The sequence below is a fragment of the Gordonia sp. NPDC058843 genome (assembly GCF_042743165.1).
GTDB lineage: Bacteria > Actinomycetota > Actinomycetes > Mycobacteriales > Mycobacteriaceae > Gordonia.
In genome coordinates this window covers 32,948-47,577 of sequence record NZ_JBHYNC010000023.1, presented here as the reverse complement: position 1 = coordinate 47,577, position 14,630 = coordinate 32,948, and the positions used below count along the sequence as shown (strand labels likewise).

Annotated in this window: 13 protein-coding genes; 7 read left to right on the top strand and 6 right to left on the bottom strand. The window is 68.7% G+C overall.

Annotated elements, in window-relative coordinates; translation table 11 throughout:
• Positions 1 to 17 precede the first annotated feature (17 nt).
• Positions 18 to 1,535 carry an ATP-dependent DNA ligase gene (locus tag ACFW3F_RS15860; RefSeq protein ID WP_388058937.1) on the top strand — a complete coding sequence of 506 codons (1,518 nt, stop codon included), beginning with the start codon at positions 18 to 20 and terminating at the stop codon, positions 1,533 to 1,535.
• 314 nt (positions 1,536 to 1,849) lie between these two features.
• Here the strand turns inward: ACFW3F_RS15860 and ACFW3F_RS15855 are convergent, their stop codons facing one another.
• Both ACFW3F_RS15855 and ACFW3F_RS15850 read right to left on the bottom strand, forming a co-directional pair.
• On the bottom strand, positions 1,850 to 2,761 hold the full coding sequence (locus ACFW3F_RS15855) for an anti-sigma factor (protein ID WP_388058935.1): 912 nt from the start codon (positions 2,759 to 2,761) through the stop codon (positions 1,850 to 1,852).
• 350 nt (positions 2,762 to 3,111) lie between these two features.
• Positions 3,112 to 3,519 carry a YccF domain-containing protein gene (locus tag ACFW3F_RS15850; RefSeq protein WP_388058934.1) on the bottom strand — a complete coding sequence of 136 codons (408 nt, stop codon included), beginning with the start codon at positions 3,517 to 3,519 and terminating at the stop codon, positions 3,112 to 3,114.
• Between the two features lie 93 nt (positions 3,520 to 3,612).
• On the opposite strand from ACFW3F_RS15850, the gene ACFW3F_RS15845 reads away from it, so the two are divergent.
• The gene (locus ACFW3F_RS15845; protein ID WP_388058932.1) at positions 3,613 to 3,867 is read left to right on the top strand and encodes a hypothetical protein; all 255 of its coding nucleotides are present in this window, start codon (positions 3,613 to 3,615) and stop codon (positions 3,865 to 3,867) included.
• A gap of 347 nt (positions 3,868 to 4,214) precedes the next feature.
• Here the strand turns inward: ACFW3F_RS15845 and ACFW3F_RS15840 are convergent, their stop codons facing one another.
• Positions 4,215 to 4,778 (bottom strand): maleylpyruvate isomerase family mycothiol-dependent enzyme, encoded by a 564-nt coding sequence (locus ACFW3F_RS15840; RefSeq protein ID WP_388058930.1) that lies wholly within the window; start codon positions 4,776 to 4,778, stop codon positions 4,215 to 4,217.
• A 37-nt stretch (positions 4,779 to 4,815) separates the two neighbouring features.
• Between ACFW3F_RS15840 and ACFW3F_RS15835 the strand changes: the two genes are divergently transcribed.
• From ACFW3F_RS15835 to ACFW3F_RS15820, 4 genes are all read left to right on the top strand, one after another.
• The gene (locus tag ACFW3F_RS15835; RefSeq protein WP_388058928.1) at positions 4,816 to 5,649 is read left to right on the top strand and encodes a helix-turn-helix domain-containing protein; all 834 of its coding nucleotides are present in this window, start codon (positions 4,816 to 4,818) and stop codon (positions 5,647 to 5,649) included.
• A 124-nt stretch (positions 5,650 to 5,773) separates the two neighbouring features.
• On the top strand, positions 5,774 to 7,066 hold the full coding sequence (locus ACFW3F_RS15830) for a GAF domain-containing protein (RefSeq protein WP_388058926.1): 1,293 nt from the start codon (positions 5,774 to 5,776) through the stop codon (positions 7,064 to 7,066).
• 585 nt (positions 7,067 to 7,651) lie between these two features.
• Positions 7,652 to 9,175, top strand: a complete 1,524-nt coding sequence (locus ACFW3F_RS15825; RefSeq protein ID WP_388058924.1) for an aldehyde dehydrogenase family protein — start codon at positions 7,652 to 7,654, stop codon at positions 9,173 to 9,175.
• Between the two features lie 160 nt (positions 9,176 to 9,335).
• The gene (locus ACFW3F_RS15820) at positions 9,336 to 9,761 is read left to right on the top strand and encodes a DUF779 domain-containing protein (protein ID WP_388058922.1); all 426 of its coding nucleotides are present in this window, start codon (positions 9,336 to 9,338) and stop codon (positions 9,759 to 9,761) included.
• Positions 9,762 to 9,781: 20 nt separating this feature from the next.
• On the opposite strand, the gene ACFW3F_RS15815 is transcribed toward ACFW3F_RS15820, so the two are convergent.
• A complete protein-coding gene (locus ACFW3F_RS15815) occupies positions 9,782 to 10,246 on the bottom strand; it encodes a hypothetical protein (protein WP_388058921.1) in 465 nt (154 codons plus the stop codon).
• Between the two features lie 196 nt (positions 10,247 to 10,442).
• Here ACFW3F_RS15815 and ACFW3F_RS15810 point away from each other — a divergent pair, with 196 nt between their 5' ends.
• Complete coding sequence (locus ACFW3F_RS15810) at positions 10,443 to 10,985, top strand: hypothetical protein (protein ID WP_388058919.1); 543 nt, start codon at positions 10,443 to 10,445, stop codon at positions 10,983 to 10,985.
• Here the strand turns inward: ACFW3F_RS15810 and ACFW3F_RS15805 are convergent.
• Both ACFW3F_RS15805 and ACFW3F_RS15800 read right to left on the bottom strand, forming a co-directional pair.
• On the bottom strand, positions 10,966 to 12,474 hold the full coding sequence (locus tag ACFW3F_RS15805; RefSeq protein WP_388058917.1) for a dynamin family protein: 1,509 nt from the start codon (positions 12,472 to 12,474) through the stop codon (positions 10,966 to 10,968). The genes ACFW3F_RS15810 and ACFW3F_RS15805 overlap by 20 nt on opposite strands.
• Positions 12,474 to 14,495: a dynamin family protein gene (locus ACFW3F_RS15800; RefSeq protein WP_388058915.1), complete on the bottom strand. Its 2,022-nt coding sequence runs from the start codon at positions 14,493 to 14,495 to the stop codon at positions 12,474 to 12,476. Before ACFW3F_RS15800 ends, ACFW3F_RS15805 begins: the two co-directional genes overlap by 1 nt.
• Positions 14,496 to 14,630 lie beyond the last annotated feature (135 nt).

Here is a 14,630-nt window from a genome sequence, read left to right as displayed (position 1 = left end):
AGGGCCGGTGAGGCGACGTGAGACTGATCGATGTCGTCCAGACGTCGGCGGACGTGGCGCGCGATCGCTCGCGAACCCGCAAGACGACGGTGCTCGCCGACGCTCTCTCCACGACGACCGACGAGGAACTACCGATCGTGGTCGCCTGGCTGTCCGGCGAGATCCCGCAGGGGAGGCTCGGCGTCGGATGGCGTTCGCTGTCGAAACTGATGGCACCACCGGCCGATTCGCCCACACTCGAGGTCGCCGCTGTCGACGCCGCGCTCGGTGAACTCGCGTCGGCCTCGGGCCCCGGTTCGACGAAGCGTCGCGGCGAGATCATCGCGTCCCTGTTCGCGGCGTCGACCGAGGCCGAACAGAAGTTTCTCGTCGCACTACTCACCGGCGAGCTGCGGCAGGGGGCGCTGGCGGGTGTCATGACCGACGCCATCGCGAAGGTCACCGGGCAAGATCTGAAGCTCGTGCGTCGGGCGAACATGCTGACCGGTTCGCTCCCGGAGACCGCCGCGCTCGCCCGATTCGGCGCCGATGCGCTGGCCGGGGTCGGCCTGCAGGTCGGACGCGCCGTCGAACCGATGCTCGCGACACCCGCCGACGACCTCGACTCCGCGCTGGCCCTCCTCGGGCCCGACCTCGTCGTCGACTACAAACTCGATGGAGCGCGAATCCAGGTGCATCGCAAGGGCACCGAGATCTCGGTGTTCACCCGTACGCTGCGCGACGTGACGGCCAACGTGCCCGACCTCGTCTCGGTGATCGCCGGGTTGCCGTGCGAGTCGGTCATCCTCGACGGCGAGACGCTGATGTTGTCCGACGACGGTCGCCCGCGGTCCTTCCAGGACACGATGAGCCGTTTCGGCTCCGGCCCGACCGCCGCCGGCGAACCCGAACGCCTGCTGAAACCGTTCTTCTTCGACTGCCTGCATCTCGACGGCACCGATCTCATCGACCGGCCCCTCGCCGAGCGGCTCGCAGCGATTGATTCGATCGCCCCGCAACTGCGCATCCCCGCGGTGACTCGGCCCAGTGCCGACGAGGCACGCAGTCACTTCGACGCCGCGATGGCCGACGGTCATGAGGGTGTGATGGTGAAGTCGCTCGACGGCCTCTACGTGGCCGGCCGCCGCGGAAAGGCATGGCAGAAGGTCAAACCGACGCACACCTTCGACCTCGTCGTACTAGGTGCGGAGTGGGGGTCGGGGCGGCGGTCGGGTTGGCTGTCGAACCTGCACCTCGGTGCCCGTGACCCGAACACGGGAGAACTGGTGATGGTCGGCAAGACGTTCAAGGGTCTGACCGACGAGCTGCTGCGCTGGCAGACCGACGAGTTCCCGAAACACGAAACGCACCACGACTCGTACACCGTGTATCTGCGCCCCGAGATCGTCGTTGAGATCGAACTCGATGGAGCGCAACGGAGTTCGAGGTACCCGGGCGGGGTCGCGCTGCGCTTCGCGCGCGTGGTGCGCTATCGCCCCGACAAGACTCCCGAGCAGGCCGACAGCATCGAGGCGATTCGCGCTCTGCTGAAGTGACGAGGGCCGGCCCTTCGTGGCTGGTCGCCTGCGCTCCGCACACCTCAGTATCTGCGGCCTGGCGGCCGTCGTGGACCACGAATACCCCCCTCTGCTCCCTGAGGTGCGAGCGAAGAGAGCCTCGAAGGGTCTCGCAACGTGTCTCAGCAGGCCCTTCGTGGCTCGTCGCTTGCGCTCCTCGCACCTCAGGGAGCAGGGGCTATGCGGTTCTTTCGGATTGGGGAGCAGAGGGTGTGCGGTTCTGTCGGATCAGGGAGCAGGGGTGGTGGTCTCTCGGACCGGGACGTCCACGGGGGTGGTTTTCGCCGAGACGGTCAGAGCAGCGACAACTGCGCCACCGGGGTGGTGGTGGGTCGGTCCGAACCGCCGGGTGGTTCGACGGTGAACGCGAGCGTCGAGGCGGAATTGATCCCGGACAGGACGGCGGTGGTGACCGGTTCGACGTCCTTGTCGGTCATCGTCCCCGCCGAGCGAGGACCGTCGGGGCCGATCAGCCACATCTGATAGACCGTTCCCGGCTGCGGTGGCGGAACCGAATCCATCACCAGCACACCGGTATCCGCCGATTTCGCGAGGTACACGGTGACCTCCCCGGTCGCGACCGGGCCACCGGTCGACCGCAGGTCCTCCGCGGAGAAGACCTGTTCGGCCGGCGAGGCGAGCGGGCGGACCTCCGGTTCCGGCGAGCTCGACTCGCCCATGACCCACCCGGCGGCACCAATGGCGATGGCGAGCACAGCCGCCGCGGCCAGATACGTCCAGCGGCGTCGTAGGCGTCGGTCATCGGGTTCGCTCGCGGGCGTGTCGGGGGCGGGCTCGGGCCTTCCCGGGACGGTGTCCGACGCCGCGGAGTCGTCGTGCGACACCGGCGATTCCGGGACGGGGGATTCAGGAGTGCGCGTCGTGCCCACCCGGCCCTCGGCTCCCGCGCCGGTAGCCGTATCGGCGGCGATGTCCGGCGCATCGAGACCCGCGTCGGCACGCGCCGCCGAAAGGATGCGGTCGCGCAGCGTCGGCGGGGGCGGGGTCGCGGTGGTCTTGCTGATCGTGGCCATCGCCTCACGGATCGCGCGGACCTGCTTGTCGAACAGGGCGCGGACATCCTGCGGTGCTGCCGCGACCCGCGTCTGGACGTCGCGCAGTTCGTCGTCGGACAGCGCGTCGAGTGCGACGAGTGGTGCCATCTCCAGCAATTCGGCAGCGTCGGGATCGAGATGGTCATCCATCACGTTCCTCCTGCCGTCGTCGTCGAACGATCTTGGTGTCCCACCGGGGTCCGTGTCGGCGGGCGGGCATCACGTTCCCGCGCGCGTCCGGAGGAATGGGGGTCGCGGCATGAAGTATGACGTGCGCTGCGAACCCGTCGCGTATCCGGGCCGGTGGTTCATCGGGTTCCCGAGCATTCGGACAGAGGCCGCGCGTACCGGGAGTCGGGTCACCCCGATGCGCGACAGCACTGCACGTACGTCAGGAGATTCGCTCGTGACGTCAACCGGGGACCCGAGTGTCATGCTCCCTGTTCGGATCCGTCGGCGCGTCGGATGGGTCGGGGGAGGTCAGCGTGGCGTTCGGTGGGTCACATCCGCACCGGCGCACCGCCCGGCATCTGTTGATCGGTCGGGACGATCTCGGCGCCGAGCGGGAGCAGCGACACCGGAACCATCTTGAAGCTCGCGATGCCCAGCGGGATACCGATGATCGTCAGGCACATGGCAAGCCCGGTCGTGATGTGACCGATCGCCAGCCACAGTCCGGCCACGATGATCCAGATGACGTTGCCGATGGTCGACGCCACACCCGCGGTCGGCTTGCGGATGACGGTCCGTCCGAAGGGCCAGAGCGCGTAGCTCGCCATCCGGAACGAGGCGATCCCGAACGGGATCGTGATGATCAGGATGCAGCAGATGATGCCGGCGACGACGTAACCGATCGCCATCCACAGTCCGCACAGCACGAGCCAGATGACGTTGAGGATGGTCTTCATCCCACCATTGTCCACGGGGTGCCGGTGGATGGGGGCAAATGCGGGACGCGCGGACAACTGCCGCCCGACCCGCCCGACACTACGATGGCCGTCGTGGGCGGTCGGACCGGGCGAGTGCGGGAAGCGGTGTGGGCAGTGCTCGCCACCCTCGTGCTCGTCATCCGCATCCTGGCGACCATCGCGCTCGTGCTGTTCGCGATCGGCTGGGCCGTCGCGGCGGTCCGCGACTCGCTCGACAACGTGTTCCTCTGGCCGTCGATCGGTGCCGGTGGCGCGCTCCTCGTCAGCACCTACGTGTACGGCCACCTTCGCGCACGCTATCCCCGGCACAACGGCTGGATTCCCTGACCTCTTGCCGCCCCCTTGCTCGCTGAGGTGCGTGCGAAGTGGACTCCTCTTGCTCGCTGGGGTGCGTGCGAAGTGGACTCCCTTTGCTCGCTGGGGTGCGTGCGAAGTGGACTCCCTTTGCTCCCTGAGGTGCGTGCGAAGTGGACTCCCTTTTGCTCGCTGGGGTGCGAGCGAAGTGGACTCCCTTTGCTCCCTGAGGTGCGAGCGAAGCGAGCCTCGAAGGGCTCCGTGACGTAACTCGCCATGCCCTTCGTGGCTCGTCGCTATCGCTCCTCGCACCTCAGGGAGCAGGGATGGGTCGCTTCTTTCGGATCAGGGAGCAGGGGTTATGCGGTTCTTGTGGCCCGTCAGGACGCGCGCCGGCCCAGCTTCGCGACCAGCGTCGTCTGACGGTCGGCACCGGCCGGGATCTCGACCTGTCGGCACACGCCCTCGGAGTACAGCGCGTCACCGAAACCGTCGACCGCGGTTTCCATCTCGGACAGTTCGTCGTCGGTGAAGCGGTGGTCGACACCTGCGGTGCGGGCGATGTCCCAACGGTGGGCGATCATGTCGAAACCGTAGAAGCGGATGAGGGTTTCGCCGATGGTGGTCGGTCCGAAGTGCCCGTCGAAGGCGCGGTCCCCGATACTCGGGTCCGCGAGCAGACCGGCGACGGTGTCGCGATGGGCGCGCCAGGCGGCAGCGGGATCGTCGAGCGAGGGCGCCGGCCCGAGATCGACCTCGTGGCGTGCGAAGAACTCGCGCTGGGTGTCGATGACGTGGCCGACGACATCGCGCCCGGTCCACCCCTCGCACGGGGAGTCGCCGGTCCAGGTGTCCGCGGGGGAGGCATCGAGGACGGCGGCGAATCCGTCGGCGAGGCGGGAGTAGTGGTCGAGCAATGGTGAGGTGTCGTTGATTGCGGTCATGATGAGAGTCAACCGCGAGAGCACGGGACGGTGATTGATGAAACCCGACAATCCGGGGCGGGCGCGGCTCGACGACGTCGAGCGCGCGCACCTCGTCGACCCATCGGACGCGAGCTATCGCATCGGCCGGTGGGCGCCGAGCCCTGATCTCGATGAGCTGGTGCGCCGTTTCTGGGTTCCGGTGTGGTGGGTCCCGCCCGGGGCAGAGGCGCCGCAGCGCGTGCTCCAGTATCCCGTCTGCCTCATGGTCATCAGCAACACCTACGCGCGCTTCTACGGCGTGGTGACCGGGCTGTCGGAGACCGTCCTGACCGGTGACGGCTGGGCGGTCGGGGTCATGCTGACGCCGGGTGCCGGGGGATTGCTGACCGGCGACGTCGGCGAGTGGACCGACCGGCACGCGGAACTGTCCGAGGTCTTCGGCGACCGGGGCAGCGACCTCGAGAGGTCGGTGCGGTCGGCGATGGCCGTCGAACCCGGTCGCGAGGAGACCCAGCGCTGTGCGACTGATCGGGTCGAGGACTGGCTGCGGACCCATCTCCCGCTCGACGAGGACGGCCGGCTGATCAACGCGATCGTGGACTACGTCGAGACCGACTCGTCGGTCGTGGCGGTCGCGCAGATCTGTGAACGGTTCCATCTCACCGAGCGCAGCCTGCAGCGGTTGACCCGACGCCGTCTCGGGCTCACCCCGAAATGGCTCATCCAGCGTCGGCGACTGCACGAAGCGGCCGAGCGCCTGCGCGAACGGTCGGGAACCCTCGCGTCGCTCGCGGCGGACCTTTCCTACGCCGACGAGGCGCACTTCGTGCGTGATTTCCGGACCGTCACCGGCATGACCCCGCGGACGTTCTCGGCACGGTTCGGGTAGCCCGGACGCGTGCACCCGGCGGCCCCGGTGGCCGGGGCGCGCTACGACGAGCTGGTCGAATGTTGCCGAGATCACATCGCGGCAGGCAGAATCGTCGACATATCGGGCAATCGACGGAGGGTGCATGACAGACGCGGCTTCGGTGGCCACGCGCATCCGCCGGGCGTACGAGGACTTCCTCTCCGGCGGCAACCCGCCGGCGGATGCGGTCCGTTCGATCGTCCGCGACTCGTGGGCGAGGTCGTTGACCCGGGGCGTCGACCCCAGCGAAACCAGCCCGGATGGTGATCGTGCCTCCGCGATGTCGCCCGCCGAATTCGCCGCCTACCGCGCCGCGCACCCGATCACCGCCGTCCGGCCCCTGGTGCAGTCGCTGATGGTCGATGCGATTGCCGACACCGGGGTCGTCGTCGCGCTGACCGACCAGGCCGGGCGCCTGCTGTGGATCGAGGGCGACACGGCTGCGCGTGATCGCGCCGGCCACATCAATTTCGTCGAGGGTTCGGTGTGGAGCGAAGAGGTCGTGGGCACCAATGCGCCCGGACTCGCGCTGGCCGTCGATCGCGGGGTCCAGGTCGTCGGGCCCGAACACTTCGCCGGGCCGGTACAGGAGTGGAGCTGTGCGGCGGCACCCGTGCACGACCCGTTGACCGGGCACGTGATCGGTGTCATCGACGTGACCGGCGGACGCGAGGTCGCGGCCCCCTTCGCGCTCGCGGCGGTCCGATCCGTGGTCGCAGCCGTCGAGCGGGAACTCAAGGCCGGTGCCGTAGACCTGGCCGACCCGTCCACCTTCGACCCTGCATCGGGCCCGAAGAGTGCGGCGCACCTCACCGTGCTCGGCGACGGATCCGGACGCTGGCACCGGACCGCCGACGGACCGGGCTCCCGCACCCTGTCGCGCCGGCATGCCGAGATACTCGTTCTGCTGCAGGCGTTCCCGGAAGGGCTGAACACCGAGCAGCTTGCGCTGAAGCTGGCCGAGGACGGGCTCGACCCGGTCACCGTGCGGGCCGAGATATCCCGGCTCCGCCGCGACCTCGGCGCCGACGTCGTCGCGAGCCGACCGTACCGGCTCACCCTCGACATCACCTCCGACGTCGATGCCATCCGATCGCGCATCGCGTCGGGCTCGGACCTCGCGTCGGTCGTCGACGACCTCGGACGCGGCGGACTGCTCGCCGAATCGAGCGCACCAGGCATCGTCGACATCTTCGAGGAACTCCGCGAGGATCTGCGGTCGCGACTCTTCGCGACCGGCGACGTCGCAGCCCTGCGCCGGTGGACGTCGTCGACGTACGGCCGCGACGACCTCACCGCCTGGCGCCGCCTCGAACACCGCCTACCCGTCGGCGATCCCGACCGCGCCGTCGTCGGCGGACGCATCCGGCTCCTGGACAAGCGGTACGGGGCCTGAGGGCAGAACCCGCCGGCATCGGGGTGTGCCCAGTGTCGATCCTGTCTGTGCGCCAATCGAAGTCGCATGCGACGGGCACCGCCCGCAGAGAAGCGCTATCTCGGGGCTTCTGCGCTATTTTCAGCCAGCGCTTTTCTACACAGCTAGCGCTTCTTCAGCGCGGTCGCGTGCCCTTCGAGGCTCGTCGCTTTCGCTCCTCGCACCTCAGGGAGCAGAAGGTACGCGCTTCGCTCGCAGATAAGGGAGCAGAAGGTACGCGCTTCGCTCGCAGATAAGGGAGCAGAAGGTACGCGCTTCGTTCGCAGATAAGGGAGCAGAAGGTACGCGCTTCGTTCGCAGATAAGGGAGCAGAAGGTAGCCGCGTTCGCTCGCGGGTCAGGGGGCAGGAGGTTGCCGCGCTTCGCTTGCAGGTCAGGGAGGAGGAGGTACCTGCACGCTCGGACCTCGAGGAGCGGAGTTCGCGTTGCAACGCCTGTGCAACCAATGCGCTTCTAAGGTGTGGAACAGATCACAACGGACGCCCTCGGTGTCCCGTGTGACATCCGCAGAGCGTCCTCAACTGAGGCCCACACGCAAGGAGCAACCATGACCGTCTTCGCAAAGCCGGGTGCCGATGGCTCGGTGATGAGCTACGAGTCGCGCTACGACAACTGGATCGGCGGACAATGGACCCCGCCGGTGAAGGGTCAGTACTTCGAGAACCCGTCGCCGGTCGACGGCAAGGTGTTCTGCGAGGTGGCTCGCTCGACCGCCGAAGACATCGATCTCGCCCTCGACGCCGCGCACAAGGCCGCACCCGCGTGGGGCAAGACCCCCGTCGCCGAGCGTTCGCTGGCCCTGCTCCGCATCGCCGATCGCATGGAGGAGAACCTCGAGAAGCTGGCCGTCGCCGAGACCTGGGACAACGGCAAGGCCGTGCGCGAGACCCTCGCCGCCGACCTGCCGCTGGCGATCGATCACTTCCGCTACTTCGCCGGCGCGTTGCGCGCCCAGGAGGGTTCGATCTCCGAGGTCGACGAGGACACCGTCGCCTACCACTTCCACGAGCCGCTCGGCGTCGTCGGCCAGATCATCCCCTGGAACTTCCCGATCCTGATGGCCGTGTGGAAGCTCGCCCCGGCCCTGGCCGCGGGCAATGCGGTCGTGCTCAAGCCCGCCGAGCAGACGCCCGCGTCGATCCTGTACCTGGTCAGCCTCATCAGCGACCTGCTTCCCGCCGGAGTCCTCAACGTGGTCAACGGATTCGGTGTCGAGGCGGGCAAGCCGCTCGCGTCGAGCAACCGCATCCGCAAGATCGCGTTCACCGGTGAGACCACCACGGGCCGGCTCATCATGCAGTACGCCTCGGAGAACCTGATCCCGGTCACCCTCGAGCTGGGCGGCAAGAGCCCGAACATCTTCTTCAACGACGTGATGTCCGCCGACGACGGGTTCCTCGACCGTGCGCTGGAGGGTTTCTCGATGTTCGCGCTCAACCAGGGCGAGGTGTGCACCTGCCCCAGCCGCGCGCTGATCCAGCAGGACATCTACGACGAGTTCATCGCCAAGGCCGTCGACCGCGTCGGAAAGATCAAGCAGGGCAACCCCCTCGACACCGACACGATGATGGGGGCGCAGGCCTCCAACGATCAGTTCGAGAAGATCTCCTCCTACCTGGCCATCGGCAAGGACGAGGGTGCCGAGGTGCTGATCGGCGGCGAGGCGGCCGAACTCGACGGCGACCTGGCCGGTGGCTTCTACATCAAACCGACTGTCTTCCAGGGCAACAACAAGATGCGCATCTTCCAGGAAGAGATCTTCGGTCCGGTCCTCGCGGTCACCACCTTCAAGGACTTCGCCGACGCCATGCAGATCGCCAACGACACGCTCTACGGGCTCGGCGCGGGTGTGTGGAGCCGCGACGGTGCAACCGCGTACCGAGCTGGCCGCGAGATCCAGGCCGGCCGCGTATGGACGAACACCTACCACGACTACCCGGCACACGCCGCCTTCGGCGGGTACAAGCAGTCCGGTATCGGTCGCGAGAACCACCTCATGATGCTCGAGCACTACCAGCAGACCAAGAACCTCCTGGTCGGTTACGCTCAGAGTGCCAAGGGTTTCTTCTGAGCCCTTCGAGGCTCGTCGCTATCGCTCCTCGCACCTCAGGGAGCGGGGGTGGTCGCGCTCCTCGCACCTCAGGGAGCGACGGGCGGTCGCACCTCAGGAGCTGCGGGGTCGCGCTCCTCGCACAAGCGTGAACGAACAAGCGAACAGAAGGTGATTCACGATGACCGCCGAACAGAATGTTCCTGATCGCGTGGTCGCCACAGACTCCGCCGTGCAGCTCCTGACCAAGTTGTCGGAGCTGCACGGCGGCCTCATGATCCACCAGTCCGGTGGGTGCTGTGACGGCTCGGCCCCGATGTGTTATCCGGTCGGGGAGTATCGCGTGGGCCAGCGGGATGTGCTGGTCGGCGAGATCGAACTCCCCGAACCCATTCCGGCCGTTCGGGTCTGGATCAACGGCGACCAGTTCGAGTTGTGGAAACACACTCAGCTGATCCTCGACGTCGTGAAGGGTCGCGGCGCCGGATTCAGTCTCGAGGCGCCGGAGGGCGTCCGATTCCTCTCGCGTGCGCGGACTTTCACCGACGAGGAGAACGAGGTCCTGGCGGCGTCCCCGCCGCTGACGGGGGCCACCGCCGGCCCCTGAGGTCGTGTGCCCGGGGTTGCTCACCACTGGTCGAAGCCGACGTTGACCTGGGGGTAGCCGGTGTCGATGTGGTTGTTCATCCAGTACTGCTGTGCGTGGGGTCCCCAGATGGTGCTCATGTCGGTGTTGACGTTGTGGGGGTGGTTGGTGAGTTGGTAGTTGGCGGTGGGGCCGAAGGTTCCGATGCGGTAGATGGCGTTGACGTCGAGATGGTTGTTGTAGGGCGCTGTGGCGGTGATGGTTTCGGTGGCGCCGGGGTAGAGGATGTGCTGGGGGGCGTTGACCCATTGGCCGCCGTCGGCGTTGGCGCCTTGGAGGTATTCGGGCTTGTCGGTGTGGTTGGTGATGGTCATGGCGACGGTGGGTTCGCCGGGGCGGGTGACGGGGAGGGTGCCGGCGTGGGCGGTGCCGGCGGCGCCGAGTGCGATGCCGGCTGCGGCGGCGAGTCCGAGGGTGGCGGTGGCGATGCGGGTGGTGGTCTTCATGGTGTGCTCCCGGTGTGGTGTGGGGTTGTTTCGGTGACACCACTGACTTTGCTAGCCGCGGGCTGTGTGTGGTTTCCGCTGACCGGGTGATGGTCGGGGTGAACGCTGCATCCACCGATCGGGGGACACGGAACGAGGACCGGGGGATGCGCCGAGTTCGACGAGTGAGCGCTCGCGGGGCAACTACCATCGAGGGATGTCGAATGCCGACGGCTCCCCGCCACCTCGCCCGCGCGTCGCCGTCACGCCGATGCGCCCGCAACGGCCCACCGAGCGGGCCCCGGCCATCCGGTACGTGATCCTCGGCTGGCTGGTGTCGGTGGCCCTGGTGGTGGTGATCGTGGGGCTGACCCTGCTGTCACTCAACGATATTCGGGCCACACTGGCCGCCGACCTCATCCGGGCCAATCCGAACAGCGGAACCGACGCCGCACGAGCCGTCGACATCTCGCTGATGGTGGGCGCGGTGATCGCATTGATCGTGGTGGTCCTGGGACTGTTCGGATCCGCGCGACTCTGGGGCAGCAGACGATCCGGTCGGACCGTGTTGACGATCGGGGCAGTGGTCGCCGTGGCCGGCGCCGTGGCGTTCCACCTCACCGTCAGTCCGTCTGCCGACACGCTCGCCGACAAGGGTTTGCCGGTTGCCGCACAGTGGATCCCGGTGGCCGCGGCAGTCGTCGCGGTGATCGCCACCGGGTTCTCCTACACCCGGGCGGTCACCGACTCCCTGCGCTGAAGCCCTCGTTGCCGCCGGTCCGGACCGCGTCACCGAGCTGCGCGACGATGCCCTCCGCACTGCGCACCGCGACCTGACACGCCGACGCCGAGGCCGGCGCGATCAGCGGGTGCGTGGCGCGTGCGCGCCAGAGACGCGCGGAGTCGATGGCGGCGTCCCGCAGGCTGTACACGTCGGCAGTCGGGGGGAAACCGAGTCGTGTCGTCGGGTCGATGCCCGAACCGCCGATCAGTCGCGTGAGTTCACCGATCTGGTCCTGGGGTAGGTCGAGCCCGCCGGCCCGGATCGTGCCGAGTAGGCGCAACTCGCGGAAGCCGTGGACATCGGCGAGTTCGCGTCGCACCGCGGCGCGCACCTCCCGCGCCCGCGACGATGGGGAGCGGCCCAGGAGATGGTCCAGGGTCACCAGCGCCGAGTGTGACTTGAGTTGGTCGGCGCGCTGGGCGAACTGGGTGTCGATGATCGCGCCGAGCTCCGACAACCCGCTCCGTTCGACCAGCTCGGCCGCCAGGGCCGACGACGACGTCGCACCGAAGCGGATGAGCGTCACGGCCATCCGGATCCCGAACGCGCCGAACCGTTCGGCCAGCGAGCGTCGGAGGCCGGCCGGGATGTGCGGCAAGATGTCGGGCCGGCTGAACCGATCCATCGTCAGCAGGGCCGATTCGAGGTCGGGACCCGGTGTGGACGCCAGTTGCGCGAGCGCGCGGTACTCGACCTCGCGGAGCGTGCGCGCACCGAGTGCCAGCAGTCCCGCGACCGGCACGACCGCCTGACACAGCCCGGTGCGTTCGAGCTCGCCGGCGAAACGCCCGGCGATCTGATGGGCCGAGATCATCGCGTCCATCCGACCCGCGCCGAGCTCGTCGGCACGGGAGACGACGCCGATCACGCCCAGGGGTCCCGACGACCCGCCGATGGCGGTTCCGATGCGGCGCAGCATGGCGGTGTCGGTCGCGGTCAGCGAGCGGAGCAGGTAGACGACGGCGTCGACGCCGGACTGACCGTCGTCGGGGGTGAGAAGCCGAATCGTGGACGCGGACAGTTCCGTCGACAGCGAGGCCGTGCCGGGCGTGTCCACGATCGTCGTCGAGTGCAGGGCGCGCGCCGGCCACTCCACGTCGAGGCGATCGACACGGTCGGCGGTGAGCCGGCCGAAGTCGAAGCCGAGCCGACCGTCGACACGCGTCACCGGGATCGGTACCGCCCGTCCGTCGTCGACGTGCGCGGTCACCGACGGCGACCGGCCGTTGCGATACCAGGTGACGACCCGGGTGCACTCGGTGGCGTCGGTCGGTGCGATGTCCTGTCCGACAAGGGCATTGAGCAATGTGGACTTGCCTGCCTTGAGCGATCCGGCGAGCGCGACCCGCACCGGCTGGTACAACCGGTGATCGCAGACATCCAGTTCGGCCCGGGCGTGCGGGTCGTCGGCGAGGGCGGTGCGTGCGGCGTCGAGGAGCGAGCGCGCGCGGTCGACACCGGCCATCAGCGGGCGAGCTCGCGGTCGAGGTGGTCCGCGGCCTTGCGCAGCGCCGCGACCGCGCTGAGCCGGGACTCGAGCTCGGCGACCCGCCCCGCCCGCTCCGACTCGAGGACCGTAGCGGCCGACTGTGCGGCAGAAAGGGATTCGGAGATCGAGCGCGCGGTCTGCTCGGCCACCGAGGTGAAATGGTCGCGCAGGACCCGCTGGATGACCCGCAGCCGGTCGCGGGACTCCTTGCCCACCTGGAAGCTGACGTCGTCGGTGAACGCGCGGACGGCGACCTTCGCCTTGGCGCGGCGATCCAGGATCTTGGCTTCCTTGTCGTCGCGATAGGCCTTGGTGCCCAACAGGAGTCCGGCACCGACCGAGACCGGGTTGATGAGTGCCATGCCGACCATCGTCGAGATCAGACCGAACATCAGCACGCCGCCGTAGGAACCCCGCATGCCGATCAGCAGCTTCTGGGCGACACCGACTCTGCCACTGTCGAGTTCGGTGAGCTCGGCCACCGAGTCGAGGACGCCGGTCATGTCGGCGACGTCGATGTCGGGCAGGGAATCCTGACCGGCGGCCGCGAAATGGTCGGCGACCCGCTCGGCCAGCCAGACCGATCGCTCGTGCGCCCACACGAAGTTGTCCCCGATCACCGCGGCGGTCTGATCAGCCAGCCATTCGCTGAGCTGGTCCCAGTCCGCACCGGGATCCCCCTCGTCGATGGCTCTTTCGGCCTCGCGGGTGACCGCGCGGAGACGATCGCGCAGGTCGTGGTCGATGTCGGCGGCGAGGTCGGCGATCCCGTCGGCGAGTGTCTGCTGCCATTGCGCCGACTGTCGTCGCATCGCCTCGGCGTCGGTCTTGGCTTCCCGGAGAGCACCCACGGCGCGGCCCGCGGTGTCCGGGTCGCGCAAGGCGGCGAGCTCGCTGCCCAGGGTCAGCGCGAGATGCTCGCTGACGACGCGGAGGTCGGTGGCGACCGTGCTGCGGGTCGCCTGCTGTGCGGTCGCCACCACGCGCTCCCGTAGGTAGCGGTAGAGCTCCAGGAATCCCGCCTCGGCGTTGAGCTTCTCGTCGCCGAGGCGCAGCGCGTGTGCGCGCAGAGTGGACGACACCGGAAGCAGCGGGATGTCGATGTCGGCAGCCGCCAGGTGACCGCGGTCCGCGTCGACGACGGCCCGCCAGTGCGGGTACAGATCGGTCTTGGTGACGAGACACGCGACCGTGGGACACAGGCCGATCACCTGTTGGATGAACGACATCTCCGGCGCGGTGAACTCCTGGCTCGCGTCGGAGATGATCAGCACCGCATCGGCGGCGGCGACCATGCCCAAGGTCGCCGCGGCATAGGGATGTCCGTGCCCGCCCACACCGGGGGTGTCCACGAGGACGAGGCCGTCGGCCAGCAGGGGGCCGGGTGCGGTGACCTCGAGGCGGAGCACCTCGCGGCCGCCGGCGAGCGGGGAGTCGGGGGTGATGCCGGCGATGGCGTCCATCGGCACCGGGATGCGGCTGTCGGCGGACGGGCCGTCGACGATCAGATGGGCGGCGGGTTGCCGGCCGTGGGAGATCACGGTCGGCACCGCGGTTGTCTCGTCGTCGCCCACCGAGCACACGTCGAGATTCAGCAGCGCGTTGACGAACGAACTCTTGCCCTGTTTGAGCTGACCCACCACGACGATCCGCAACCGGGGGTCGGTGATCCGGGTGCGCGCCCCGTCGAGCCGGCTGACGAGGTCGGTGCGGCCGGCCTCCCGGGCCACGTCGGACATCGTGGCCAGCAGGTCGCCGATGGTGGTGGGTGCCTGGGTCGCGGTCGGCGTGGGTGTCGTTCCCGGCGGCCGGACGGGGGCCGCCGCAGGCGCGGGTGCCGGCGACACGGCGGCGTGCGCCGGCCGACGTGTTTCGGCGGCCGCATGTGGTTCGGCAGACGCATGAGCCGGGGTGTGGGACGTGGGCGCGGGAGTGGGGGCGTCCCGGTCGGCGGCGTGCCGGCCGACCCGTGGAGGTTCGGCGGGTGGAGTGGTCATGGTGTCCTCACGGTAGCGGTGAGTCGGCGCATCCGGTTGGCATCGGCTGGGCTTCGCGCGTGGCCGACGACGGTGCGGCGCAGGACGGGCGGATCCGGGAAGCCGGACGAGGACCGCCCCGGGGCCGGCCCACGT